General features: G+C 70.6%; 23 protein-coding genes. 13 read left to right on the top strand and 10 right to left on the bottom strand.

The window, feature by feature from the left end:
• Positions 1 to 86: 86 nt before the first annotated feature.
• Complete coding sequence (locus tag QUC20_RS01900) at positions 87 to 1,475, bottom strand: glycine--tRNA ligase (protein ID WP_120263613.1); 1,389 nt, start codon at positions 1,473 to 1,475, stop codon at positions 87 to 89.
• 140 nt (positions 1,476 to 1,615) lie between these two features.
• Here QUC20_RS01900 and QUC20_RS01895 point away from each other — a divergent pair, with 140 nt between their 5' ends.
• Together QUC20_RS01895 and QUC20_RS01890 are read left to right on the top strand one after the other, a co-directional pair.
• A complete protein-coding gene (locus tag QUC20_RS01895) occupies positions 1,616 to 3,022 on the top strand; it encodes an SPFH domain-containing protein (RefSeq protein ID WP_289330763.1) in 1,407 nt (468 codons plus the stop codon).
• Between the two features lie 153 nt (positions 3,023 to 3,175).
• On the top strand, positions 3,176 to 3,982 hold the full coding sequence (locus tag QUC20_RS01890; protein WP_120263615.1) for an SDR family oxidoreductase: 807 nt from the start codon (positions 3,176 to 3,178) through the stop codon (positions 3,980 to 3,982).
• Between the two features lie 101 nt (positions 3,983 to 4,083).
• On the opposite strand, the gene QUC20_RS01885 is transcribed toward QUC20_RS01890, so the two are convergent.
• Positions 4,084 to 4,815 carry a GNAT family N-acetyltransferase gene (locus QUC20_RS01885; protein ID WP_183045313.1) on the bottom strand — a complete coding sequence of 244 codons (732 nt, stop codon included), beginning with the start codon at positions 4,813 to 4,815 and terminating at the stop codon, positions 4,084 to 4,086.
• A gap of 75 nt (positions 4,816 to 4,890) precedes the next feature.
• Here QUC20_RS01885 and QUC20_RS01880 point away from each other — a divergent pair, with 75 nt between their 5' ends.
• The 6 genes from QUC20_RS01880 (at position 4,891) to purU (ending at position 11,204) form a co-directional block, all read left to right on the top strand.
• On the top strand, positions 4,891 to 6,288 hold the full coding sequence (locus QUC20_RS01880; RefSeq protein WP_120263616.1) for an MFS transporter: 1,398 nt from the start codon (positions 4,891 to 4,893) through the stop codon (positions 6,286 to 6,288).
• Between the two features lie 20 nt (positions 6,289 to 6,308).
• Positions 6,309 to 7,802, top strand: coding sequence for a peptide MFS transporter (locus QUC20_RS01875; protein WP_289330762.1), 1,494 nt, complete (start codon positions 6,309 to 6,311; stop codon positions 7,800 to 7,802).
• Between the two features lie 17 nt (positions 7,803 to 7,819).
• A complete protein-coding gene (locus tag QUC20_RS01870; RefSeq protein WP_120263618.1) occupies positions 7,820 to 8,089 on the top strand; it encodes a hypothetical protein in 270 nt (89 codons plus the stop codon).
• Positions 8,090 to 8,191: 102 nt separating this feature from the next.
• Positions 8,192 to 9,385: a cobalamin-independent methionine synthase II family protein gene (locus QUC20_RS01865; RefSeq protein WP_289330761.1), complete on the top strand. Its 1,194-nt coding sequence runs from the start codon at positions 8,192 to 8,194 to the stop codon at positions 9,383 to 9,385.
• Between the two features lie 168 nt (positions 9,386 to 9,553).
• Entirely contained in the window at positions 9,554 to 10,189 is a 636-nt protein-coding gene (locus QUC20_RS01860) for an alpha/beta fold hydrolase (protein ID WP_289330760.1), read from the top strand.
• A gap of 142 nt (positions 10,190 to 10,331) precedes the next feature.
• Positions 10,332 to 11,204 carry a formyltetrahydrofolate deformylase gene (purU, locus tag QUC20_RS01855; protein ID WP_094261075.1) on the top strand — a complete coding sequence of 291 codons (873 nt, stop codon included), beginning with the start codon at positions 10,332 to 10,334 and terminating at the stop codon, positions 11,202 to 11,204.
• Positions 11,205 to 11,237: 33 nt separating this feature from the next.
• Here the strand turns inward: purU and QUC20_RS01850 are convergent, their stop codons facing one another.
• Genes QUC20_RS01850 through QUC20_RS01830 form a run of 5 tightly spaced genes read right to left on the bottom strand, consistent with a single transcriptional unit; the run spans position 11,238 to position 17,808 of the window.
• A complete protein-coding gene (locus QUC20_RS01850; RefSeq protein ID WP_289330759.1) occupies positions 11,238 to 12,110 on the bottom strand; it encodes a hypothetical protein in 873 nt (290 codons plus the stop codon).
• Positions 12,111 to 12,141: 31 nt separating this feature from the next.
• Positions 12,142 to 12,939 (bottom strand): MerR family transcriptional regulator, encoded by a 798-nt coding sequence (locus QUC20_RS01845; RefSeq protein WP_289330758.1) that lies wholly within the window; start codon positions 12,937 to 12,939, stop codon positions 12,142 to 12,144.
• A 58-nt stretch (positions 12,940 to 12,997) separates the two neighbouring features.
• A complete protein-coding gene (locus tag QUC20_RS01840; protein WP_120263622.1) occupies positions 12,998 to 13,921 on the bottom strand; it encodes a serine hydrolase in 924 nt (307 codons plus the stop codon).
• A gap of 46 nt (positions 13,922 to 13,967) precedes the next feature.
• A complete protein-coding gene (locus QUC20_RS01835; protein ID WP_183045315.1) occupies positions 13,968 to 15,965 on the bottom strand; it encodes a M13 family metallopeptidase in 1,998 nt (665 codons plus the stop codon).
• A gap of 46 nt (positions 15,966 to 16,011) precedes the next feature.
• Positions 16,012 to 17,808, bottom strand: coding sequence for a lipase family protein (locus tag QUC20_RS01830; protein ID WP_289330756.1), 1,797 nt, complete (start codon positions 17,806 to 17,808; stop codon positions 16,012 to 16,014).
• A 127-nt stretch (positions 17,809 to 17,935) separates the two neighbouring features.
• Between QUC20_RS01830 and QUC20_RS01825 the strand changes: the two genes are divergently transcribed.
• Positions 17,936 to 19,252 carry an MATE family efflux transporter gene (locus QUC20_RS01825; protein WP_120263625.1) on the top strand — a complete coding sequence of 439 codons (1,317 nt, stop codon included), beginning with the start codon at positions 17,936 to 17,938 and terminating at the stop codon, positions 19,250 to 19,252.
• Between the two features lie 112 nt (positions 19,253 to 19,364).
• Positions 19,365 to 19,871, top strand: coding sequence for a hypothetical protein (locus tag QUC20_RS01820; RefSeq protein WP_289330755.1), 507 nt, complete (start codon positions 19,365 to 19,367; stop codon positions 19,869 to 19,871).
• Between the two features lie 16 nt (positions 19,872 to 19,887).
• On the opposite strand, the gene QUC20_RS01815 is transcribed toward QUC20_RS01820, so the two are convergent.
• Positions 19,888 to 20,529, bottom strand: a complete 642-nt coding sequence (locus QUC20_RS01815) for a TrmH family RNA methyltransferase (RefSeq protein ID WP_120263627.1) — start codon at positions 20,527 to 20,529, stop codon at positions 19,888 to 19,890.
• A 38-nt stretch (positions 20,530 to 20,567) separates the two neighbouring features.
• Between QUC20_RS01815 and QUC20_RS01810 the strand changes: the two genes are divergently transcribed.
• On the top strand, positions 20,568 to 21,206 hold the full coding sequence (locus tag QUC20_RS01810; RefSeq protein ID WP_120263628.1) for a metal-dependent transcriptional regulator: 639 nt from the start codon (positions 20,568 to 20,570) through the stop codon (positions 21,204 to 21,206).
• Between the two features lie 15 nt (positions 21,207 to 21,221).
• Here QUC20_RS01810 and QUC20_RS01805 read toward each other — a convergent pair whose 3' ends face one another.
• A complete protein-coding gene (locus QUC20_RS01805) occupies positions 21,222 to 22,184 on the bottom strand; it encodes an SDR family NAD(P)-dependent oxidoreductase (protein ID WP_120263629.1) in 963 nt (320 codons plus the stop codon).
• Between the two features lie 42 nt (positions 22,185 to 22,226).
• Here QUC20_RS01805 and QUC20_RS01800 point away from each other — a divergent pair, with 42 nt between their 5' ends.
• Positions 22,227 to 23,036 (top strand): HAD-IIA family hydrolase, encoded by an 810-nt coding sequence (locus QUC20_RS01800; RefSeq protein ID WP_120263630.1) that lies wholly within the window; start codon positions 22,227 to 22,229, stop codon positions 23,034 to 23,036.
• 109 nt (positions 23,037 to 23,145) lie between these two features.
• The gene (locus QUC20_RS01795) at positions 23,146 to 23,331 is read left to right on the top strand and encodes a hypothetical protein (protein ID WP_259455269.1); all 186 of its coding nucleotides are present in this window, start codon (positions 23,146 to 23,148) and stop codon (positions 23,329 to 23,331) included.
• A gap of 382 nt (positions 23,332 to 23,713) precedes the next feature.
• Here the strand turns inward: QUC20_RS01795 and QUC20_RS01790 are convergent, their stop codons facing one another.
• Positions 23,714 to 24,805 (bottom strand): alkene reductase, encoded by a 1,092-nt coding sequence (locus QUC20_RS01790; RefSeq protein ID WP_289330754.1) that lies wholly within the window; start codon positions 24,803 to 24,805, stop codon positions 23,714 to 23,716.
• Positions 24,806 to 24,863: the final 58 nt, after the last annotated feature.

Below are 24,863 nucleotides of genomic sequence, written 5' to 3'. Positions count from 1 at the left end.
CCCATCACACGATGGCTCCGAGGTTCGCGTCATTCTCCGCCGGACGACCGGGGTGGGAGGCGGGAGGCGGGATGCGGCGACCTGCGTCAGGCGCCGCGCAGGCGCTCGGCGAGGTAGCCCTCGAGCGCGTCGAGCGCGATGCGCTCCTGGGCCATCGTGTCGCGGTCGCGGACGGTGACGGCGCGATCGTCGAGCGAGTCGAAGTCGACGGTGACGCAGAACGGCGTACCGACCTCGTCCTGACGGCGGTAACGGCGCCCGATCGCGCCGGCGTCGTCGAAGTCGATGTTCCAGCCGCGGCCGCGGAGCGTGTCGGCGACCTCGCGCGCCAAGGGCGACAGGCGCTCGTTGCGGCTGAGCGGCAGCACGGCCACCTTCACGGGCGCCAGGCGCGGGTCGAGGCGCAGCACAGTGCGGGTGTCGACGCCGCCCTTCGCGTTCGGCACCTCCTCCTCGTCGTACGCGTCGACGAGGAAGGCCATCATCGCCCGCGTCAGACCGAACGACGGCTCGATGACGTACGGCGTGTACTTCTCGCCGGACGCCTGATCGAAGTAGGTCAGCGACTGACCGGATGCCTCGGAGTGGCTGCCCAGGTCGTAGTCGGTGCGGTTCGCGACACCCATGAGCTCGCCCCACTCCTTGCCGGGGAACCCGAAGCGGTACTCGACGTCGATCGTGCCGGCGGAGTAGTGGGCGCGGTCGTCCTCGGGCACATCGAATCGCCGCATGTTGTCGGCGTCGATGCCCAGCTCGATGAACCAGTTCCAGCACGCCTCGACCCAGTGCTCGAACCACTCCTGCGCTTCGGCGGGCGGCGTGAAGAACTCGATCTCCATCTGCTCGAACTCGCGGGTGCGGAAGATGAAGTTGCCGGGCGTGATCTCGTTGCGGAACGCCTTGCCGACCTGACCGATGCCGAACGGCGGCTTCTTACGGCTCGCGGTGAGCACGTTCGAGAAGTTCACGAAGATGCCCTGCGCGGTCTCGGGGCGCAGGAAGTACAGCCCGGTCTCGTCGTCGACGACGCCGAGGTAGGTCTTCACCAGGCCCGAGAACGACTTGGGCTCGGTGTACTGGCCCTTGGTGCCGCAGTTCGGGCACGGGACGTCGCCGAGGCCGTTCTCGGCCTTGCGGCCCTTGCGCGCCTCGAAGTCCTCGATGAGGGTGTCTTCGCGGAAGCGCTTGTGGCACTGCAGGCACTCGACCAGAGGGTCGGTGAACGTCGCGACGTGGCCGGAGGCCTCCCAGACGCGCTTGGGCAGGATGATCGACGAGTCGAGGCCGACCATGTCGCCGCGACCGCGAACGAACGTCTGCCACCACTGGCGGCGGATGTTCTCCTTGAGCTCCGTGCCGAGGGGGCCGTAGTCCCACGCGGAGCGCGAACCGCCGTAGATCTCCCCCGCCTGGAAGACGAACCCGCGATGGCGGGCAAGGGCGATGACTTTGTCGAGGCGGGACTGCTCGGCCACAGGTGGCTCCTCATGGTCGTTTTCGGGATGCGCCGGCGGCGCGGATGCCGCAGACAACGGCATCCTCGATTCTAGTCGCGCCGCGCACGTCGACCCCGATACGGTCGAAGCACACATCGTTACGTACGGGAAAGGTCAGCATGGAAGCTCTATTCGCCGGAGGCGCGCTCGTGATCGGCGGCATCGCCGTGGTCGCCGTCATCATCCTTCTGATCTTCCTGCTGATCATGGTGCGGGCCTGGTACAAGGTCGCCAAGGCCGACCAGGCGCTCGTCGTCGTCGGCCGCAATCAGAAGAACGCCGCGGGCGACTCGTCGCGCATCTCGATCATCACCGGCGGCGGCGCCCTCGTGAACCCGCTGACGCAGCGCGCCGAGATGATCTCGCTGCGTGCCCGGCAGATCAAGATGGAGCCGACGGCGCAGGCATCCAATGGCGTCACCGTCTCGGTGGCGGGCGTCGCCCTCGTGAAGATCGGCTCGGACCCCGAGTTCGTGCGCCGCGCGGCCGAGCGATTCCTGTCGCAGGACGGCGCGATCGAGCAGTTCACCACGGAGCAGCTCGAGGGCGCGCTCCGCGGCGTCGTCGCGACGCTGACGGTCGAGCAGCTCATGAAGGACCGTCAGAAGCTGTCGGACCAGATCGCCGAGGGAATCAAGAGCGACCTGCTCGCCCAGGGACTCATCCTCGACTCGTTCCAGATCCAGGGCATCACAGACAAGAACGGCTACATCGACGCCCTCGGCGCGACCGAGGTCGAGCGCGTGCGCCGCGAGGCCGACGTCGCCCGAATCAACGCTGCCCGCGAGGTGCGTGCCCGTCAGCTCGCGACCGACGAGGCGAACCTGATCGAGCAGACCGCGTACGACAAGAACTCCGCCGCCGCCTCCGCCGAGGTCGGCCGCGCACGCGCCGAGGCCGAGCAGGCCGAGGCCCTGGCCCGCGCCCAGCGCGAGCAGGACGTGCTGCTGCAGGCCGCCGAGAACCGGCAGGCCCAGCTCGACGCCGACATCAAGAAGGTCGCCGACGCTTCGCTCTACGAGCGTCAGCGCAAGGCCGACGCCGACGCGTACGCCGAGGTCAAGGCCGCCGAGGCCCGCGCGCAGATCGCCGCCCAGGAGGCCGAGGCCACGCGCCTGCGCGCACAGGCCGAGGCCGACGCCGTGCGCCTGGCCGGTGAAGCCCGCGCCGAGGCGATCGAGGCCGAGGCCGCCGCCATCGCGCAGAACCAGGAGGCGCTGCTCGCGCAGCGCGCGATCGAGGCCCTCGTGCCGCTGATGACCGAGTTCGCCCGCGGCTTCGACAAGGTCGGGTCCATCACGGTGCTCGGCGGCGACGGCGCATCGAGCCACATCGCTTCGGAGAGCGCGTCGAGCATGCGCGCCACCTTCGACGCCGTGCAGGCCACGACCGGCATCGACCTGCGTCAGATCATCCAGGGTCAGGCCACCGGCCGCGGCGTCGCCCAGGGCCTGCGCGCGGACGACGCGGCCGCGGCGCCGGCTCCGGCGACGGCGACGGCTCCGGAGGGCACCTCCGCGGAGTGACCCCGCGCTAACTCCTCAGATCCGACGACGCCCCGTCTCACCTCTCGCGAGATGACGGGGCGTCGTCGTTCGCGGGCTCGCAGATCCGAGGAGTTGCCGCGCGCCCTTGTCAACCGGGTGCGTCGCGGCGTCACGGGTTCGTAGCGTCGGGGCATGACGTTCACTCCTCGCCGTGCCATCGTGACCGCTTCCGACTCGGGGATCGGCCGCGCGACCGCCCTCGCCCTCGCCGACGCCGGCCTGGATGTCGGCGTCACGTGGCACTCCGACGAGGAGGGAGCGAACGAGACCGCCGAGGGCGTCCGAGCGCGCGGACGCAAAGCGGTCGTCGCGCAGTTCGACGCGACCGAGTTCGACAAGGTCCCCGGTGTCATCGAGCACCTCGCCGCGGAGCTCGGTGGCCTCGACGTCTTCGTCAACAACGCCGGCGGCGGCACCGGTGGCCCCGTGCTCGATCTCGACCTCGACGGCTGGCGGACGGTCGTCGCGCTGAACCTCGACGGCGCCTTCCTGGGAATGCAGACGGCCGCGAAGCTCATGGCGGATGCCGGCGACGGCGGGCGGATCATCGCGGTGACGAGCGTCCACGGCTCGCAGCCGCGCGTCGGCTCCGCCGCCTACGTCGCCTCCAAGCACGGGCTCGAGGGCCTCGTGAAGACGATGGCGCAGGAGCTCGGCCCCCGCGACATCACCGTCAACTCCGTCGCCCCCGGCGAGATCGCGACGCCCATCAACGACATGGAGGGCGACGAGGCAGAGAAGACCCACCGCCCCGGCATCCCGATCCCCCGCCCGGGCAAGCCCGAGGAGATCGCCGCGGTCGTCGCTTTCCTGGCATCGCCGGCGTCGTCGTACGTCACCGGCGCGACGTGGGTCGTCGACGGCGGGATGCTGCAGATGGGGCCGCAGGCCGGGTCGCACATGGAGTCCGACGACTGGCGCGACGCCGGCGCGGAGTAACCACGCCCACACACCCCGAGGTCCCACTTGGGCCGGTTATGCAGAGCTCATACCCGGCCCAAGTGGGACCTCGCTGGGTTTTCCGGGGTGGGGGCAGGGGGTTACGGGCGGACGAGGAGGTATCCGCGCTCGTCGTCGAAGCCGCCGACCGTGAGCCCGGCGGCGAAGTGCTCGAGGAACTGCGTGCGCACCCGGTCGCGCCAGGCGTCGGCCTCGTCCGGTGAGGCCGCCCGGATGGCATGGATGTCGTCGGGCACCTCGATCGTCGCGACGACCCGGTCATCGGACGGACGCTCCTGCGGCGGCGCGGCCAGGGGCCAGGTCACCATGAGCCGGTCGGTGACGTCGCCGCGGTTGATGCCGTCGTCCATGAGGCCGTACTGGTCGACGAGGTAGTCGCTGATGCGGGCTCCGAGCACCTGCAGGTTGAAGTGCGCGTTGCGCGCGAACAGCGGGTCGAACGTCCACGTGATGGTGCCGACCTCGCGGGCGAAGGCCCACGCACGCTGGTGCTGCTTGAGCACGCGTCCGAGCCCCTGCTGCTGGTACTCCGGCAGCACGCCGGTCACGTGCGAGTGCATCGACCGCGCACCGGGTTCGGCGAAGAAGGCCACCGATGCGCCGACCACCCGGTCGCCGTCGAAGAGACCGACGACGTAGTTGCCGGAGTACGCCAGCGCGCGCATGAGGTTCGTGGGCACCGAGTCGCGGTCGCCGCCCCACACCTCGCGCAGCACCGCGGCGCCGGCGAAGATGTCGGCGACGGTTTCGAGGGGGCGGATGTCGATCCCCGCGGGCACGTCGGCTGGGATCGGGGGAACGCTCTCGCTCATGAGCCCACCCTACGCCGCCGCGGATAGCCTGAAGGGATGGCATCGGGCGACGGCGGACGACGAAGACTCACCCGGATGCCGCGGCAGGGCGCGATCGTCGCCGTGCTCGCGATCGCGGGGCTGGCCTCGTCGTTCATGTTCACCCTGGTCGTGCCCATCCAGTCGAAGCTGCCCGAGCTGCTCGACGCGAGCCGCGAAGACACGGCGTGGGTCGTCACGGCCACCCTCCTCGCCGCCGCGGTCTTCACCCCTATCGCGGGTCGACTCGGCGACATGTACGGCAAACGCCGCATCGTGCTCGTGCTGCTCGGGCTGCTCATCGTCGGGTCGATCGTCGCGGCCCTGTCGACCGACATCATCGGCGTGATCGTCGGGCGCGCCCTGCAGGGCGCGGTGACGGGCGTCGTGCCGCTGGGCATCTCGATCATGCGCGACGTGCTGCACGAGAACCGGGTCGACGCGGCGATCGCGCTGATGTCGGCGACCCTCGGCGTCGGCGGCGCCGTCGGCATGCCCGTCAGCGCCCTCATCACCGAGACGAGCGACTGGCACGTGCTGTTCTGGATGTCGGCGGGCCTCGGGGTGGTCGTCCTCGTCCTCGTCGTGCTCGTGGTGCCTCCGAGCGTGCTGCGAACACCCGGTCGCTTCGACATCCTCGGGGCGATCGGGCTCGCGATCGGTCTGACCGGACTGCTCCTGGCGGTCTCGCGTGGCAACACGTGGGGCTGGACCTCGGCGGCGACCCTCGCCTGCGGCCTCGGCGGCGTCGTCGTGCTGCTCGTGTGGGGCTGGTTCGAGCTGCGGATCGCCGACCCCCTGCTCGACCTGCGCGTCGCCGCCCGCCCGGCGGTGCTGCTGACCAATCTCGCGTCGGTCGCGATCGGCTTCTCGCTCTTCGCCTCGAATGTGTCGTACCCGCAGATGCTGGAGCTGCCCGAGGCCGTCGGCGGCTTCGGGCTGACGCTGCTGCAGGCGAGCCTCATCATCATGCCGGCGGGCCTCGTGATGATGGTCCTCTCCCCCTTCTCGGGTCGACTCGCGCGCACGGTCGGCCCGCGGCTGCTGCTCGTCCTCGGCTCGGTCGCACTGATCCTCGCCTACGGCTTCTCGCTGCTGTGGGCCTCCGAGGTCTGGCACCTGCTCGTGGCGAACCTCCTCATCGGCGTCGGCATCGGCTTCGGCTACGCCGGCATGCCGATGCTGATCATGCGCTCGGTGCCGCCCACCGAGACCGGCGCGTCGAACGGACTGAACGCCCTGTTCCGCTCGCTCGGGACGAGCACGGCGGCCGCCCTCGTCGGCGCCGTACTCGCCGCGTTCTCGCTCGAACGCGACGGGGTGACGGTGCCGACCCCGACCGCCTTCCAGGTCTCGTTCGCGCTCGGTCTGGGCGCCGCCGTCATCGCACTCGCCGTCGCGCTGTGCATACCGCAACGGCGCGACCCGCACGAGACCCGTCCGTCGCTGCCCTGAGCGGCGTATCGTCGGCATCCATGAGCAACGAGGACGCAGCCTCCACCGCATCCCGTCATCGCGACGCCGACCACAGCAGGAACGACACCCGCTTCTTCGGGCAGCCGTGGGCGCTCACGCACATCTTCGGCGTCGAGCTGTGGGAGCGGTTCAGCTTCTACGGCATGCAGATCGTCCTGGTCTACTACCTCTACTTCTCGGTCTCCGACGGCGGGGCGGGCCTGCCGCAGGCGACGGCGGTCGGCATCGTCGGCGCGTACGGCGGAGCGGTGTACCTCTCGACGATCCTCGGCGCCTGGGTCGCCGACCGCCTGCTGGGCTCCGAGCGCGTGCTGTTCTTCAGCGCGATGATCATCGTCGCCGGTCACGTCGCTCTCGCCGTGCTTCCGGGGCTGCTGTCGGTCGCGGTCGGACTCGTCCTCGTCGCTCTCGGCTCGGGAGGACTGAAGGCCAACGCCACGGCGGTCGTCGGCACCCTCTACTCCGAGCACGACCCGCGGCGCGACGCCGGCTTCTCGCTGTTCTACCTCGGCATCAATCTCGGGGCCTTCGCGGGCCCGCTGCTCACCGGCTTCCTGCGCACGAGCCTCGGGTTCCACTGGGCCTTCGGCGCCGCCGCCGTCGGCATGACCATCGGCCTCGTCCAGTACGCGATCGGGCGCCGGTCTCTTCCCGAGGCGGCGCGCCGCGTTCCCAACCCGCTGCCGCGGTCGCGCTACCCGCTGGTCATCGGTGTCGCGGTCGCGGCCGTCGCGGCGATCGCACTGCTGGTCGCCCTGGGCGTCATCCGCGCCGACAACCTGTCGCTCGTCGTGGTCGTCGTCGTCATCGCCGCGACGATCGCCTACTTCAGCGTGATCATCTCGAGTGCCCGGATCACCGCGACCGAGCGGTCACGCGTGTTCGGCTTCATCCCGCTGTTCATCGTGAGTGTCGCCTTCTGGTCGCTGTACCAGCAGCAGTTCACCGTCATCCCGATCTACGCGGAGAAGCGGCTCGACCTGAACCTCTTCGGCTGGCAGATGCCGCCCGACTGGGTGCAGTCCATCAACCCGGTGTTCATCATCATCCTCTCGGGCGTCTTCGCGACACTGTGGACGAAGCTCGGCACACGGCAGCCCTCGACACCGATCAAGTTCGCCGCGGGCGTCGCCGTCATGGGTGTGGCCTTCCTGCTCTTCCTGCCGTTCGCCTCCGACGGACCGTCCGCGACACCGTTGCTCGGCATCGTCGGCATCCTGTTCGTCTTCACCGTCGCCGAGCTGCTGATCTCGCCCGTCGGGCTGTCCGCGGCCACGAAGCTCGCTCCGGCGCGGTTTCAGACGCAGATGGTCGCGCTGTTCTTCCTGTCGGTCTCGTTGGGAACGGCCATCTCGGGACTGCTCGCGCCCTTCTACGACCCTCAGAACGAGGTGCCGTACTTCTCGATCCTCGGCGCCATCGCGATCGTCCTGGGCATCGCGCTCGCGGCGGCCCGCAAGCCCGTGCTCGCGCTGATGCGCGGCGTGCGCTGACACGAGAGGATGGGGACATGTCTTCTTCCGCCGTGCGCCGTTCCAATCCCACCGCCTGGGCCGCCTTCTGGATCGGCCTGCTCGGGCTCATCCTGATGCCGATCCCTCTCTTCATCGGGCTCATCCTCGGCGGCGGGCTCTCGCTCGTCGCGGCCGTTCTGGTCGTCATCGCTCTCCTCAAGGGCCTCGCACGCAGCGGCACGGGCATCGCCCCCGTCGTCTTCGCCGCGATCTTCGTGCTGCTCACCTGGGGCGGCATCTCGCTCGGCGGCGGCATCGTCTGGTGACGCGTCCGACGGGCGGCTTCGTCACACGATGACGGACGGATGCCGGGCCGGCGCGGGCCCGGCGTTAGAGTCGCGGGCGCACCCGATGAGAAAGCGACGCTCATGACCGAGATCACCACCACCACCGCCGGCAGCCTCCCCCGCACGCAGGCCCTGATCGACGCGAACCGCGTGCGCTCCTTCGCCGACGACGGTTTCACCCTGACCTCGACCCCCGAGTTCGACGAGCTCACCGCACAGGCCGTCGCCGACGTGGTCGCGCGTCAGCGCGAAGCCGGAGTGACACAGGTGGGCGACGGCGAGTTCGGAAAGGCGATGTCGAACGCCATGGACTACGGCGCATGGTGGTCGTACTCGTTCCAGCGCGCGAGCGGCCTGTCGCTGACCGAGGTCAACGCGTTCAACGAACCGCCCGTGCGGTCGGAGCCGGGTCGCATCCGTCTGACCTCGTTCCTCGACCGGCGCGACCGGCAGCTCTTCCCCGCCGTGTACGCCGAGGCCGTCGAAGCGGGCGCGACCGCGACGGCGTTCCCCACCACGACCGGACCGATCGCCTACCGCGGGCACGCGGCCGTGGCATCCGACATCGCCAACCTGAAGGCGACGCTGCGCGAGGGCGAGCAGGGATTCCTCACCGCCATCGCACCCGGATCGGCATCGCGCGTTCGCAACGAGTACTACGCCACCGATGAAGAGCACATCTTCGCGTGGGCCGAGGCGCTGCGAGAGGAGTACAAGGCGATCACCGACGCCGGGCTCATCGTGCAGCTCGACGACCCCTCGCTCGCCGAGAACTTCGACCAGATCAATCCGGAACCCGCCGTCGCCGACTACCAGGCGTTCACGCGTATCCGCGTCGAGGCGATCAACCACGCCATCGCAGGGCTCCCGAAGGAGCTCGTGCGCCTGCACCTGTGCTGGGGCTCGTGGCACGGACCCCACACCACCGATGTCGCACTCGCCGACATCCTGCCCGTCGTGATGGAGGCGAACGTCGGCTCGATCTCGTTCGAGGCCGGCAACGTCCGGCACGAGCACGAGTCGGCAGTCTGGGCCTCGGCTGCCGTCCCCGACGACCTCGTGCTCGTGCCCGGCGTCGTCAGCCACGCCACGAACGTCGTCGAGCACCCCGAGCTCGTCGCGCAGCGCATCGAGCGTTTCGCCGGCATCGTCGGAGCCGACCGGGTCATCGCCTCGACCGACTGCGGCCTCGGCGGCCGCATCCACCCCGACATCGCCTGGGCCAAGCTCGCCTCGCTCGGCGAGGGCGCCCGCATCGCCGGCTCGCGCCTCTGACTCGTCTTCGCACGGGCGTCGCGTCCGGGATGCAAGCAATCGCGGCCGACACCCCGGGTCGCGGCATCCGCCGTCGGGGTGTCGGCCGCGATCCCTGGCATCCGCGCCCGCGGGCGTTCAGCGGATTCGACTAGCGTGAAAGACCGCAGGACACCGCGAGAGGGAGCCATGACCGATACACAGCCGCAGATCTTCGAGCCCGAGGGCCGCGCCATCCCCTACGTCGAGGATGCCGGCAGCGAGCCCGTCCTGGTGCTGATCCCGGGGTACAGCAATGTCGCCGCGCTCGGGACGCTCGCCCACGTGCTGGCCGAAGAGGACTTCCGCATCCTGCGGGTCGGCTACCGCACGGCGCAGACCGAGGGCGTGACCCTCCACGACCTGGCGCAGGATGTCGTCGACGTCATGGACCACGTCGGGCTCGGTGACGCCTGGATCGGCGGTCACGCCTTCGGCGGCGCCGTCGCGCGCACGGTGTCGATCGACCACACCGACCGCGTCGACGGCGTGCTGCTGCTCGGCGCTGAGGGTGACGAGCCCCGCACCGACCTCGAGCCGCTGCAGGCGGCGGCTGCGGCCTCGGTCTCGGCGGAGGAATGGCGCGCCCTCGCCCCCACGGTCCCGGTCATGCTCATCCAGGGCGCCGACGACGACGTGCTGCCGCCCGCGAACGGCGAACGCCTGCAAGCGGCCGCTCCCGGCCTGGTGAGCCTCGTGACCCTCGAGGGCGGCGGACACCTCTTCCCGGCGACGCACGCCGGCGAGGCCGCCTTCGTCATCGAGGACTACCTCGACGTCGACTGAACCCGCCTCCACTTCCCCCCAACCCCCACCCTCCGTCGACTCGCCACGAATCGCGGATGCCGCCCCGCCGCATCCGCGGAATCTGGCGAGTCGACGGCCTGAACGTGCCGGGAGCGCCCGTCGGACAGGGCAGAATCGAAGGATGACCGACTCCGCGCTGCACCCCGCCCACGCCTGCCTCATCGTGCACGGGCAGGACCAGCCGGGCATCATCGCCGCCCTGTCGGCGATGGTCACCCGCGTGGGCGGCAACATCGTCGCGTTCGACCAGTACTCCGACGACCCGACGGGCGGCGCCTACTTCTGCCGCGTGGTGTTCCACCGGCCGAACTTCGCGGTCGACCGGCCGTCGATCGAAGCGGAGATCGGCGAAACCCTCGCAGGGTTCGATCTGCAGTGGTCGCTCACCGACCAGTCCGTTCCCAAGCGCATGGCGATCCTGTCGTCGAAGCAGGACCACTGCCTGCTCGACCTGCTCTGGCGGCACCGCCGCGGCGACCTGCCCGTCACGGTGCCGATGGTCGTGTCGAACCACACGACCTCGGCCGAGGACGTGCGGTCGTTCAACGTGCCGTTCTTCCACGTGCCCTCGACGCCCGGCCCCGACAAGTCGGCGTCCGAGGCCGAGATCCTGAAGCTGCTCGTCGGCAACGTCGACTTCGTCGTCCTCGCCCGCTACATGCAGATCCTGTCGTCGGACTTCCTCGAGAAGCTCGGCGTGCCCGTGATCAACATCCACCACTCGTTCCTTCCCGCCTTCATCGGCGCCGAGCCGTACAAGAAGGCCAAGGAACGCGGCGTCAAGCTCATCGGCGCGACGAGCCACTACGTCACGACCGACCTGGACGAGGGGCCGATCATCGAGCAGGACACGATCCGCGTGACTCACGCCGACACCGCGGCCGAGCTCGCCCGCCGCGGCGCTGACGTCGAGCGCCAGGTGCTCTCGCGCGCGGTGCTGTGGCACGCGCAGGACCGCGTCATCCGACACGGCAACCACACGATCGTCTTCTGACCGCGGGCGGGGTCTCAGCTCGCGGGCGGGGTCTCAGCTCGCGGGCTGCACCGGCTCGAAGTCGTCGGGCCCCGTCGCACCCGTCGGCGAGAGGAAGATGCGCGTCGTGTCACCGGGATCGGCGGGGTCGAACACCAGCGGACGCGTGTCGCCGACCGCCGGCACCTCGCGCGGCGCGATGAGCACCATGGTCGTGACCCAGCGATCCGTGCCGACGGCGTCGGTGAACTTCGCCACCAGCGATGCGGTCATCCGCGACGCGTCGTGCGCGGGCAGGGGCGCCTCGACGATCTCCGCGTCGACGCGCGAGCCGGAGGCCAGAAGGCGCGAGATGACAGTGTTGTTGCGGCGGCGCGTCGCGAGGGCGCGCACGCGCGCGATGTAGCTGAGGACGGCGAGCAGCGCGAAGAGCCCGGGAAGCCACCACTGACCCGCGTACAGGATCCACTCGCCGACGCCCCAGGGCTCGTTGCCGCCGAACGTCGGGTCGACGGCGACGCCGACCGCGTCGGGCGCGAGCCACATCGTCGTCGCCACCCATGTGCCGATGGCCAGCCCGGCCAGGATGATCGTGAGCGGACCGATCGCCGCGTAGCCCTTCTCGCGTGCGCTGAACCGGTGGTTCCACTTGCCGTACTGTCCGATGCAGACGAGAAGCAGGAGGATGCCGACGGGCAGGCCCCATCCGCGGACGGCAACCGGGATGCCGGTGTCCCAGGTGCCGAACACGCTGTTGATGTTCACGGCCCGGAGCTGCTCGAAGATGCCGCCGATGGCGAAACCGACGACACCGGCGGCGGCGACCGAGAGGATGCCCCAGATCACCGTCGCGGCCAGGGCGGAGGTGGTCCCCCGATACTTGGCCTGTTCACGTCGTGCGGCTTCTCGGGGGTCCAGCAAACTCACTCCCCCAGGCTAGCGCGGCCCGCGCCGGGGTTCAGGACACGGGCTGCTGCAGATCGACGACCCACCGCTCGCCGTCGTAGGGCGTCTGCAGATACACCTCGCGGCACGCGCCGTCGAATCGCAGCCCGCGGCGCTCCGCCTCGGCGACGAGCGCCTGCCACGCGCTCTGGATGCCGGCCAGATCGGGCGCCTCGTAGCGGAGGGTGAGCGCCCGCGGTTCGGCCGCGACGACCGCCCGCTCGAGGCAGTCAGGCACCGGCGCGTCACCGATCTGCTCGGCCGCGGCGGCGATCATGCCGTCACCTGTTGTCGTGTAAACCGCGACGCCGGGGCCGACCCGCTGCGCGCCCGCGGCCTCGATGCGGTCGTTCACGCGCTGGAACATGACGCTGATCTCGTCTTCGATCTGCGCCATCTCGTCGATGCGGACCGAGAGCTGAGTGAGGGTCAGCTCGGGCAGCGCGGTCTCGATGAATGTGGACACGGGTATCTCCTTCTCGATCGATCGGAGTCTCGCCTCGACCTCGTTCAGCCGCCGACCGTCTGCGGCGATCTGGCCGCTCAGCTCGGCCCTCCGCTCCCGCAGGAGCGCGGCCACCGATGCCGACGACATACCGTCGTCGAGCAGTCGGCCGACCTGTTCGAGGGTGAAGCCGAGGTCCTTCAGCGCGATCAGCCGGTTGGCCCGATCGAGTTGCGACGCGGTGTACGAGCGGTAGCCCGAGGCCGGATCGACGCGATGCGGACGCAGCAGACCGAGCTGGTCGTAATGGCGCAGCATCCGCACCGATACGCCGGCCAGGCGGGCGAACTCTCCGATACTCAACATGGTGATCCCAGCCGACAGCCTGACACGGTGTGAGGGTCAAGCGCATGCCGGGATCGGATCAGAAGACGTACTCCATGAGGTCGAGGCCGAACGCCCGGAACGCCTCGTGAGCCCGCAGGCGGTCGCTCATCGACAGGTCGTCGAACCCGACCAGGAGCGCGTACGACACCCCGGCACGGGGGCCGGCGAGCACGCCCGCCTCGGTACGGATGCCGTCGGCCCGGCCGGTCTTGTTCACGAACAGCAGCTCGTGCTTGTCATCGTCGTGAGCGAAGGGGTCGAGCCCGGTCACCGACCCGACGAGCGAGAGATCGTGGTTCAGGCTCAGCCATTCCGAGACCTGAGCGCTCACGCCGGGTGAGACGACATCGGTGTTGACGAGGGCGGCGAACATCGCGGCCAGCTCGCGAGCCGTGCCGAGGGCGTAGTGCGGGGCATCGTCGGGCCCGCGGTCGTCGCGGAATCGGTCGAGCAGCGCCGTGCGCGGCATCCCCAGGCTCCCCAGCCGTGCCCGCACGGCGTCGAGACCGACCCGGCCGAGGAGAGCGTTGGCGGCGAGCGCGTCTCCTGTGGCAGCGGCGAGCACCGCGAGGTCGCCGAGCGGCAGCGCCGGGGCCATGAGGTGACGCCAGATACCCGCGACCGAGACGTCGTCGACACTCGACCGCTCGACGATCTCGAGCGGGTCGAGGGTCCCGGCGTCGAATCGTGCCGCCACCTCGATCAGCAGCGGGACGATGCCCATGCCCGCGACCGGCAGTGTGACGAAGTCGTCGCCCGCGAGAACGGGCGTGCCGCGATCGAGGTCGCTGACGCGCACCGACACCCGCGCGCCGGATGCGGCGAGGGCATCGAGTGCCTTCTCGGTCGATGCGAACCCCCGGCGCGGCGCACCGGAACGACGACGCGGTCGCGGACCGGTGCGCCGCTCCGCGCGCGAGCGGGCGGTCCCGGAGGAGGACTCGGATCCATCCACCGTCATGTTCTCGTCTCCGTCGGAGTAAGCCTGAGCGATTCGGTTCGGGTGATCACCAGATCGTGACGCGGCGCTCGGGGGCGAGCCAGAGCTCGTCTGCCTCGGTGACGCCGAATGCGTCGTAGAACGCATCGATGTTACGGACGATCTGGTTGCAGCGGAACTCGTTCGGTGCGTGCGGGTCGATCGTCAGCAGCCGGATGGTCTCGGCGTCACGACCCTTCTGCTGCCAGATCTGACCCCAACTGAGAAGAAGCCGTTGCACCCCCGTGAAACCATCGATCACCGGGCCGTCGGGGGCCTCGGCGAGCTCCTCCGCCGACATCGTGGCGGCGAGGTGCAGCCGGTACGCCTTCAGGGCGATGCCGAGGCCGCCCAGGTCGCCGATGTTCTCACCGATCGTGAGCGCGCCGTTGACGGTGTGCTCGTCACCGAGACCCCGCGGAACGAGCGCGTTGTACTGATCGATCAGTGCGCCCGTGCGCTCCTCGAAGGCGGCGCGGTCGGCGTCGGTCCACCAGTCGTTGAGCGCACCGGTGCCGTCGTACGCACTGCCCTGGTCGTCGAACCCGTGCCCGATCTCGTGTCCGATGACCGCGCCGATGCCGCCGTAGTTCGCCGCGGCGTCGCGCTCGGACGAGAAGAACGGCAACTGCAGGATGGCCGCGGGGAAGACGATCTCGTTCATCAGCGGGTTGTAGTAGGCGTTGACCGTCTGCGGAGTCATGTGCCACTCGTCGCGGTCGATCGGCTGGCCGAGCTTCGCCAGCTGACGCTCGTACTCCCACTCGGTCGAGCGCAGCACGTTGCCCAGGAGGTCGGTGGGGTCGATCTCGAGAGCCGAGTAGTCCTTCCACCGATCGGGGTAGCCGATCTTCGGCGTGAAGGCCGCGAGCTTCTCGAGCGCACGCTCACGGGTGGCCGGCGTCATCCATTCGAGCCCCGTGATCGACTGCCGGTACGCCTCGATGAGGTTCGCGACCAGCGCATCCATCTCGACCTTGGCCTGCGGCGGGAAGTGCCGCTCGACGTAGATCTCACCGATCGCCTCGCCCAAAGCGGCCTGCACGATGCTCACGCCGCGCTTCCAGCGCTCGCGGTTGACGGGCACGCCCGTGAGCTGCGTGCCGTAGAACGCGAAGTTCTCGGCGACGAAGGCGTCCGGCAGGAACGGTGCCGACGCCCGGACGACCTGCAACCGCAGCCAGGCCTTCCAGTCGTCGAGGTGCTCGTCGGTCAGCAGTGCGCCGAGCCCCGAGAGGAAGCTCGGCTGGTTGACGTTGATCTCGGCGAATCCGTCGCGGTGACGGGGCGCGAGGCCCTCGAGCCACGGGTCGAGGTCGACACCGGCGAGGGCTCGCACGTCGTCCCAGCTGTGCAGGTTGTAGGTCGCGACGGCGTCGCGGTTGCGGACGTTGTCCCAGTGGTGCGCGGCGAGCTCGGTCTCGAGCCTCGCGATGCGCTCGGCCTGACCGGCGGCGTCGTCGATGCCGGCGAGCTCGAGCATGCGCTCGGCGTAGCCGCGGAAAGCGGTGCGCGTCGCCTCGAAGCCGTCGAGGCGGTAGTAGCTCTCGTCGGGAAGCGAGAGGCCGCCCTGCACGAAGAACACGACATAGCGCTCGGGGTTGCCGGGGTCGGGCTCGATGAACGTGCCGATCATGCCCCCGATGCCCTCGCGCTCGAGCTCGCCGACGGTGCGCAGCAGCGCCGGAATCGAATCGATCGCGTCGACGCGTGCGAGCTGGGGGCGCAGCGGCTCGGCGCCGAGCTCGTCGATGCGCGCCGTGTCCATGAAGCTCGTGAACAGGTCGCCGATCTTGCGTCGGACCGTTCCCGGCTCAGCGGTCGTCGCCTCGTCGATGATCGCGCGGACGTCGCTCTCGGCCTGCTCGGCGATGAGGTGGAACGATCCCCAGCGCGCTTTGTCGTCGGGGATCTCGGTGCGCTCGAGCCAGCTGCCGTTGACGTGCCGGAACAGGTCGTCCTGCGGTCGGATCTCGGGGCTCAGTTCGGCGATGTCGATACCGGAGGGGAGGACGGGGTCGGTCATGGCACCCATGCTAGGCCGACCGGACGACACGAACTTCCGAGGGCATTCAGCGTTCCGTGGTGGTACATCCCTCGGCAACCGGGATACCGGCGAAACGGTCTCTCGTCCAGTCGAACAGCTCGTCGATGAGAGGCGACGGCCGCTCGACGACACCCGCGTGCTCGAACCCCGCGTAAGTGCGGAAGTCGACGTCCTGCCCGGCCGCGCACATCCGATCGACGAAGGCGGCCTGGGTCTGCACCGAGATGACGCTGTCGGCTCCGCCGTGCGCCAGCAGCACGGGTGCAGTGGAGTGCAGCGGCGCCGTGTTCTCGCGCAGATGGCGCCCGAGCACCCCGGATGCCGGCGAGCGCGAGAACAGCGCCGGATCGCGGCTCATCCCGAGCGCCGCGGCGACCGAGAGCACGATCGTCGGGTCGGACAGGCACCGCTCCGACATCTGACGCAGCACCGTCTCGGCGCCGGGCCGCACGTAGTCGCGGTACTCGATCTCGGGGTAGATCGCCGAGAACGAGGCGAACGCGTACGAAGCGAAGATGCTGCCGCCGGTCACGCTCGAGATGCCCTGCACGAGGGCGGCGGGGTCGCTCGCCGGGGCGAGGGCGGCTACGCCCCGCACCCAGACCTCGGGCGCGTACTCCCGGGCCACGGCACCCGTCCACAGCGCCGCCGCGCCGCCCTGCGAATGCCCCCACACGACCGTGCGCGCACCGAGGTCGGCCTCTTCGAGCTCGCGCGCCGCCCGCACCGCGTCGAGCGAGGCATGGGCGCTCGGCAGACCGACGAGGTACGGGTGCGGACCCTCGGTGCCGAGCCCGATGTAGTCGGTGCCGACGACGGCCCATCCCTCTTTGATCGCTCGCGGCAGCATGTAGAACGCGCCCGCCCACAGTCCGCGGGGCTGCAGCGACGGCGCACAGTGCTGCGCGAAGCCGGTGGTGCCGTGGTTCCAATCGATCACCGGCCACTGCCCATCGCCCTCGCGGGGCACTGCGACGATGGCGCTCGCGACGCGGACGTTCCCGTCGACGCCCGTCGTGGTGTACAGGATGCGCCACCCCTGGGCGCTCGCCGGGATGCCTGCCTCGAAGGGCTCGGCACGCACGAGGCGCCCGGGCTCGTCGGGCAGGTCGCGCGGCGCCGCGTAGAAGTCGTCGACGACGGTCGAGCCGTCGCGCAGCGGCGCCGTCACGATCGTCGTCGTGACGGCGAGGGCGACCGAGGCGATCGCGACGACCGTGCGCCCCCAGCGTCGGCGCGGCCGCCCGTCGGCCCCCGATCGCTCGGCGGCTCGATCGTCGCGACGACGTCGAAGCCTGGTCCAGAGATCGACGACGCCGCTCATGATGAGGCGGGCGCCGAACACGACGGCCGTCACGAGCAGGGTGATGTCGGGCCAGAACAGTGCTAGCGCGCCGAAGATGACCCCCGATGCCCCGAAGGCCGCGTCGGCGATGCGCGCGTCCCAGGTGCGGCCGCGCCCGAAGGCCGCGAGGACCCCGAGGATGCCGCCGCCGAGAAGCAGGATGCCGACGACGACGGCGACCACGCGCACGGTCAACCCCGGCGCGAGGAGGACGATCGCGCCGCCGAGCAGCCAGGCGACACCGGTCGCGGTGCGCCAGCGCGGCCGGTGCGACTCCCCCTCCCGGCCGGTGAGCTCGAGCAGGCCCGTCAGCGCCATCCCGCCGCCGATCAGCCAGGCGAGGACATCGAGTGCGGTCGTGGGACGGATGACGATGACGACGCCGAGCACGACGGCCGCCGCGGCCACGACGACACGGACCCACGTCGGCAGACGCGCGTGCAGGCGCGCGATCGCCAGGCGTTTGAGCAGCCGCATCCGGCGTCCTCCCCCTCCGGTCGATGATCAACGGTAACCGGGGAAGCGGTGGCGCTCGGCGCGCTCGACAGCGACCGGGCCGCTGTGCAAGACCGAGCCGCCGGCCTCGCGCCTCTAGGCTCGTCTCATGGCGCCCACGCTCAACCGCGAGATCCTGCGGCTGGCCGTTCCCGCCCTCGGCGCCCTCATCGCCGAGCCGATGTTCCTCATCGTCGACGCCGCACTCATCGGCCACCTCGGTGTCGTGCCGCTCGCGGCGCTGGGAATCGCGGGAGCGGTGCTGCAGACGATCGTGGGGCTGATGGTCTTCCTCGCCTACGCGACGACACCCGCGGTGGCCCGCCGTTTCGGCGCGGGTGACTCGACGAGCGCCGTGAGCGCGGGAATCGACGGGCTGTGGCTCGCGCTCGGCCTCGGCGCGGTGCTCGCCGCTGTGGGTTCTCTCGCGACCCCGTTGCTGGTGGGCATGTTCGGAGCGGGCGAGGCGGTGGCGACCGATGCCGAGACCTACCTGCGCCTGTCGATGTGGGGCCTTCCCGCGATGCTCATCGTCTTCGCCGCGACGGGACTGCTGCGCGGGATGCAGGACACCGTCACCCCTCTGTGGATCGCCGGCCTCGGGTTCGGCGCCAACGCGTTGCTGAACGTCGTGTTCATCTACGGCTTCGGCTGGGGCATCGCCGGGTCGGCCCTGGGCACCGTGATCGCCCAGTGGGGCATGGTCGGCGCCTACGTGGTCGTGATCGGGCGCCTCGCCCGCCGGCACTCGGCCTCGCTTCGACCGCGAGCCGACGGCATGCGCGGGTCGGCGCGTCTGGGCGGCTGGCTGTTCCTGCGCACGGTCTCGCTGCGCGCGGCCCTGCTGGCGACCGTCGCGGTCGCGACGGGGCTGGGAACGAGCGAGCTCGCCGGCTGGCAGGTCGCCTTCACGATCTTCTCGACCGCGGCCTTCGCGCTCGATGCCCTGGCGATCGCGGCGCAGGCGCTGATCGGGCGCGGACTCGGAGCCGGAGACGAGAGCTTCGTGCGGCGCGTCCTCGGGCGGACGGTCGCGTGGGGCGCATGGTTCGGGGTTCTCGTCGGAGGCCTGATCGCTGCCACGTCGGGAGTCATCGGGCTTCTGTTCACGGGAGATTCCGACGTCGCCGCGCTGGTCCAGCCGGCCCTGCTCGTCCTCGCCGTCGCCCAGCCCGTATGCGGCATCGTCTTCGTGCTCGACGGGGTGCTGATGGGTGCCGGCGATGCCCGCTATCTCGCCCTCGCGGGCGGACTCAACCTCGTTCCCTTCGTGCCCGCGCTGCTCGTGATCGGGGCTCTGCACCCGGAGGGCGCGGCGGGCCTGGCCTGGCTCGCGGCGGCATTCTTCGGCGTCTACATGATCGCCCGCCTGCTCACGCTCGGCTGGCGCGTGCGCCGCGGCGCGTGGCTTCACGTCACCGTCTGAATCCGCACCGTCTGAAGCCACACCGCCGGAACCCGTGGCGCCGGGGCGAACTGTGATCGGGGTGAAACCTCTCTCACGTGCGAACCTCAGCCTCGGCCCGTACCGTGGCGGCATGCCGAAGCTCACGTCCGTCGCAGCCGGCATCGCCGTGCTCGCGGTCGGGGTGCTCGCTTCCGGCTGCGCGCAGCGCACGCAACCGGTCGAGATCCCGGCTCCATCGGACGATACGCGCACGCTGCCCCGCCCCACCGCGAACGACGCCCAACGCTGGGCCGATGCCGTGATCCCCGAGAACGCGCTCGGCGGCGCCTCCTGGACCCAGCGCGAAACGGGCGTTCTCGAGCCCGGCGGCGAGCCGATCATCTCGGTATCGGCGGGCGAGGCGCCCGCCGTCGTGACGATCGCCTGCGTCACCGGTTCCGGCAGCCGGCTGAGCTACGCGGTCAGCGCCGGCGGCGAGACTCTCGAGAGCGGCGAGGTGACGTGCGCCGCGGTCGACGAGAACGCCGAGGCGCACCCCATCCGCGACGTTCCCGCCGACGCGACGGTCGAGCTCACCGCGTCGGCGACGGGACTCTTCGTCTACGCCGTCACTCCGGACCGGCACCCCGAAAGGTGACGGCGGCGGAGCGCGGTCAACGCGCCCAGCGCCGGCACCACTCGTACATGACGACGGCGCCCGCGGCCGACGCGTTGATCGACCGCGTCGAGCCGTACTGCGTTATCTCGACGACGACGGATGCCGCGGCCACGGCCTCGGCCGAAAGCCCCGGCCCCTCCTGACCGAACATCAGCACGGCCCGCTCGGGCAGATCCGCCCGGTCGACCGGCACCGACCCCGGAACGTTATCGACCGCCACGATCGGGAGGCCGTTCTCGCGAGCCCACGCCGCGAAGGACGCGACATCCTCGTGGTGGCGGACGTGCTGGTAGCGATCGGTCACCATCGCGCCGCGGCGATTCCACCGCCGACGTCCGACGATGTGCACCTCTGCTGCCCCGAAGGCGTTGGCGCTGCGCACGATCGACCCGATGTTCATGTCGTGCTGCCAGTTCTCGATCGCAACGTGGAACGGATGCCGGTGCTCGTCGAGGTCGGCCACGATCGCCTCGAGCCGCCAGTAGCGATAGCGGTCGACGACGTTGCGCCGGTCGCCGTCGGCGAGCAGCTGCGGGTCGTACCGGGGGTCGTCGGGCCACGCCTCCGGGCCGCCCGGCCACGGCCCCACACCCACCGGGAGCTGCGGTTCCGCGTCGTCGGAGTCGGGGCGGTTCACCGAGACAGGCTATCCCGCCGCCGCGGATAACCTGGAGTGTGCCCTCCCCCGCCGTCGACGACTATCTGAAGACGATCTACCACCACACCGAATGGCAGCCGTCGCCCATCACCCCGTCGCAGCTCGCGGCGATGCTCGGGCTCGCCCCGTCGACCGTCACCGAGATGGTGCGCAAGCTCGCCGCGCAGGACCTCGTGTCGCATCGCCCGTACGGCCCGGTGGCGCTGACCGAGACGGGCCGCCGGCGCGCGGCATCCATCATCCGCCGCCACCGACTCATCGAGACGTGGCTCGTCCGCGAGTTCGGGTACGCCTGGGACGAAGTGCATGACGAGGCCGAGGTGCTCGAGCACACCATCAGCGACCGGCTGCTCGCGGGCATCGCCGAACGGCTGGGTGATCCGCGATTCGACCCCCACGGCGACGCGATTCCCGACGCCGACGGCGAGGTGCATCGCGAACCCTTCGTGCTGCTCGCCGAGGCCACGATCGGCCACGAGGGCCGCATCCTCCGCGTGAGCGACCGCGACCCGGGGCTCCTGCGAGCGCTCGAGGAACGCGGCATCGACGTCGGCCACACCCTGATCGTCAGCGGGCGCGACAGCGTGCAGCTCGACGGCGGCGGCTCCGTCATGCTGCCGCCCGGCGCCGCCGCGGCCATCTGGGTCACCGCCTGAGACCGGCCGGCGCGATCAGTTCTTCGCGCGGGTGCGGCTCGCCTTGAGGTACGGCCAGGGCGTCCGGGTGGTGTGCTCGCAGTACGACCACAGCCGCGCGGCGATCTCCGGGTCGCGCGTGATGGCCGCGGGCGTCGCGACACGCGGCTCGCCGCGCAGCACGCCCGCCGGGCCGTAGAACTCGCCGCCGGCGGCATCCGGATCGACCAGAGCCCGCACGAGCGGCCAGGCACCCCGTTCCTTCGACTGCGTGACGGCGACCTGCAGGTTGTCGGTGAAGCGCGTCATGCGCGTGGGCTCGTTGATGCCCACGATGCCGCGGGTGCGTCCGCTCGTGGAGTAGCCGGGGTGGGCGACCAGGCTCTGCACGGGCACGCTCGCCGCCCGCAGGCGCTCATCGGCCTCGAGGCCGAGCGAGGTCGTCGCGACCTTCGACTGCACGTATGCGCGCCAGGGCGAGTAGTCGCTCTCGAGCTCGATGTCGGTCGGGTCGTACTTCCAGATCGAGGTCGACACCGACCCCACCCAGACCATGCGACCGCGGCCGGCGGCCAGGGCGATGAGCAGCTCACCGGCGAGCGCGTAGTGACCGAGCACGTTGGTGGCGAAGACCAGCTCATGACCGTCGGGCGTCGTGCGGCGCTGACGCGGCGGGTGCACGACCCCGGCGTTCAGGAGCAGGCCGTGCAGGGGTTTGCGCCCGCGCGCGGTCGCCGCCGCCGCCCGGACCGAACCCAGGTTGCTCGTGTCGAGCAGCAGCGTCTCGACCGAGCCCACCCCTTCGGGAAGCGCCCGGCCGACGGAGGCGCGCGCGGTCGCGAGGCGCTGCGGGCTGCGCCCGGTCATGATGACGTGGGCCCCGGCGGAGGCGAGCTGAAGCGTCGCGAAATAGCCGAGTCCCGCGTTGGAACCCGTGACGAGGTACCGCTTGCCCGACAGGTCGGGCAGCTTGCGGGGATTCCAGTCGTCGTGGGCCACGAGTGAAGACTACGGCCGGATCGCCACGGCTAGGCTGGGACCATGCGGACACGCGCCGATATCGAGTGCTGGCTCACGGACATGGACGGCGTTCTCGTCCACGAGAACCACCCCATCCCGGGGGCGGCGGAGCTGCTCGCGCAGTGGCGCGAGACGGGCACGCCGTTCCTCGTGCTGACCAACAACCCCTTCTTCACCCCCCGCGACCTCAGCGCGCGTCTCGCGCGGTCGGGGCTCGAGGTTCCGGAAGACCGCATCTGGACGTCGGCGCTCGCGACGGCCGACTTCCTGCGCTCGCAGCATCCGGGCGGCTCGGCGTTCGTGATCGGCGAGGCGGGGCTCACCACCGCCCTGCACGAGGCCGGATACATCATGACCGAGACCGACCCCGACTACGTCGTCGTGGGCGAGACCCGCAACTACTCGTTCGACGCCATCACGAAGGCGATCCGGTTCATCAACGCCGGAGCGCGGTTCATCATCACCAACCCGGATGCCACGGGCCCGACGCCCGAGGGCGTCGTCCCGGCGACCGGATCGTTCGCGGCCCTCATCTCGCATGCGACGGGCAAGAGCCCGTACGTCGTCGGCAAGCCGAATCCGATGATGTTCCGCTCGGCGATGAACCGCATCGGAGCGCACTCCGAGAACACCGGCATGATCGGCGACCGCATGGACACCGACGTCGTCGCGGGCATCGAGGCGGGCTTGCACACCGTGCTCGTGCGCACCGGGATCTCGGACGACGCCGAGATCGAGCGCTACCCGTTCCGTCCCGACGAGATCCTCGACTCCGTCGCCGACCTGCTCGACGCGGAGCCGTACGAGACCGAGGACCCGGGCATCCTGTGAACGAGTTCGAGCAGAACCTGCTGCTGATCAGCGTCGCACTCATGCTGACGACCACCCTCGTGGTCGTCATCGTGCAGCTCGTGCGGAGACGCGGCGGGGACGACGACTGATGTCGATCGTCCTGGCGCTCACCGGCCTCGCGGTGCTGCTCATCGCGCTCGTCATCTTCGTGCGCAACCAGCGGATCGGCACCGACGGCACCAACCGCGGGTCGACCCGGCGCGGCATCATCCTGCTGACGTTCTTCGGCCTGCTGCTGGGCCTCGCCTCGCAGCTGCCCGTCTTCCGGGGCTGAGCCCGGGGCGGTTCGGTCGAGGACCGCGGTCGCGGGTACCCGCTCTCGTCTGCCATCGGGCCGCAACCCGCGTCGGGCTCGGCGTGCCGATAGGCGTGCCGTGCCGATAGGCGTGCCGCCAACAGGCTCACAGCCATCGGATGCGGTCTCGGAGCGCGCGACGTCCCCTTCATCCTGTGGACGGAACAGAGACGACCGCCCGTGCGGCGTGGAGCCCGGCCGCCGGCCGGCCGCGCGCCGCACCGACATCGGCACCCACATCTGACCCGAGGCCCGGCCTTCCCGTTCCGCGCACAGGCTCAGCGGCATCCGGAAACTCCCGGGCCCGCAGGCCTCGCTGCTGAGCCTGCGCACGGGACGGGCAGGACGAGCCTGCGGCCGCTCAGACCGCGCCGGCGCGCACCTCGTCGAGGAACGGGTAGTCGATGTAGCCCTCAGCGGTCGACCCGTAGAACAGCTCGGGACGCGCCTCGTTGAGGTCGGCCCGCTGCTCCCACCGTGCCGCGAGGTCGGGGTTGGCGATGACGGGGCGGCCGACGGCGACGGCATCCGCCCAGTCGGCCGTCACGAGCGTCTCGGCCTCTTCGCGGGTCGTCGGCGACCCGAAGCCGGAGTTGAGGATGAAGGGGGCTCCGGCCGTGCGGCGGAGGTGCTGCACGAGCTCGCCCATCGGGTCGGCGCTCAGCACATCGACGAACGCGAGTCCGAGCGGGGCGAGCCCCTCGGCGACAGCGGCGTAGGTCGCGTGGGCATCGGCGTCGTCGTGCTCGAGCACGCCCTGGATGTTGTGCTGCGGCGACAGCCGGATGCCGGTGCGGTCCGCTCCCGCGGCGGCGGCCACGGCCCGCGTGACCTCGATCGCGAAGCGCGCACGGTTCTCGGGCGACCCGCCGTAGCGGTCTTCGCGCACGTTCGAGACGGGCGAGAGGAACTCGTGCACGAGGTATCCGTTCGCGCCGTGCACCTCGACACCGTCGAGCCCGGCCGCGCGGGCATTGCGCGCCGCCTGCGCGAACTGCTCGACGACCTCGGGGATCTCCGCCTCGGTCAGAGCGTGCGCGATCGGCATGTCGGCCTTGCCCTTCGGCGTGCGGGTCTGCCCGGGGGCCGCCAGTGCGCTCGGGCCCACCACCCGGTCGGCGCCGGTGATGTCGGGGTGCGACACGCGGCCGCCGTGCATCAGCTGCATGACGATCGTCCCGCCGGCCTCATGCACGGCCTCGGCGATGCGCCGCCAGCCCGCGATCTGCTCGTCGGTCTGAATGCCAGGCTGGCCGGGGTACGACTTGCCTTCGACGACGGGCCAGGTGCCCTCCGTGATGATGAGGCCCTGCCCCGCACGCTGGCGGTAGTACTCGACCATGACGTCGGTGGGGACGCCGTCCTCGCCCGCGCGGGTGCGGGTCAGCGGCGCCATCACGACGCGGTTCGAGAGGTTCAGGGCACCGAAGACGGCGGGCTCGTACAGGCTCATACCTGACCGCAACCGCCCCGACCCCGCGCGCTATTCCTCAGCGCGCTGGTTCGCGCAC

The organism is Microbacterium arborescens, from assembly GCF_030369635.1.
GTDB lineage: Bacteria > Actinomycetota > Actinomycetes > Actinomycetales > Microbacteriaceae > Microbacterium.
Note: the sequence above shows the minus strand (reverse complement) of the source record. Positions and strands in the feature narration are given on the sequence as shown.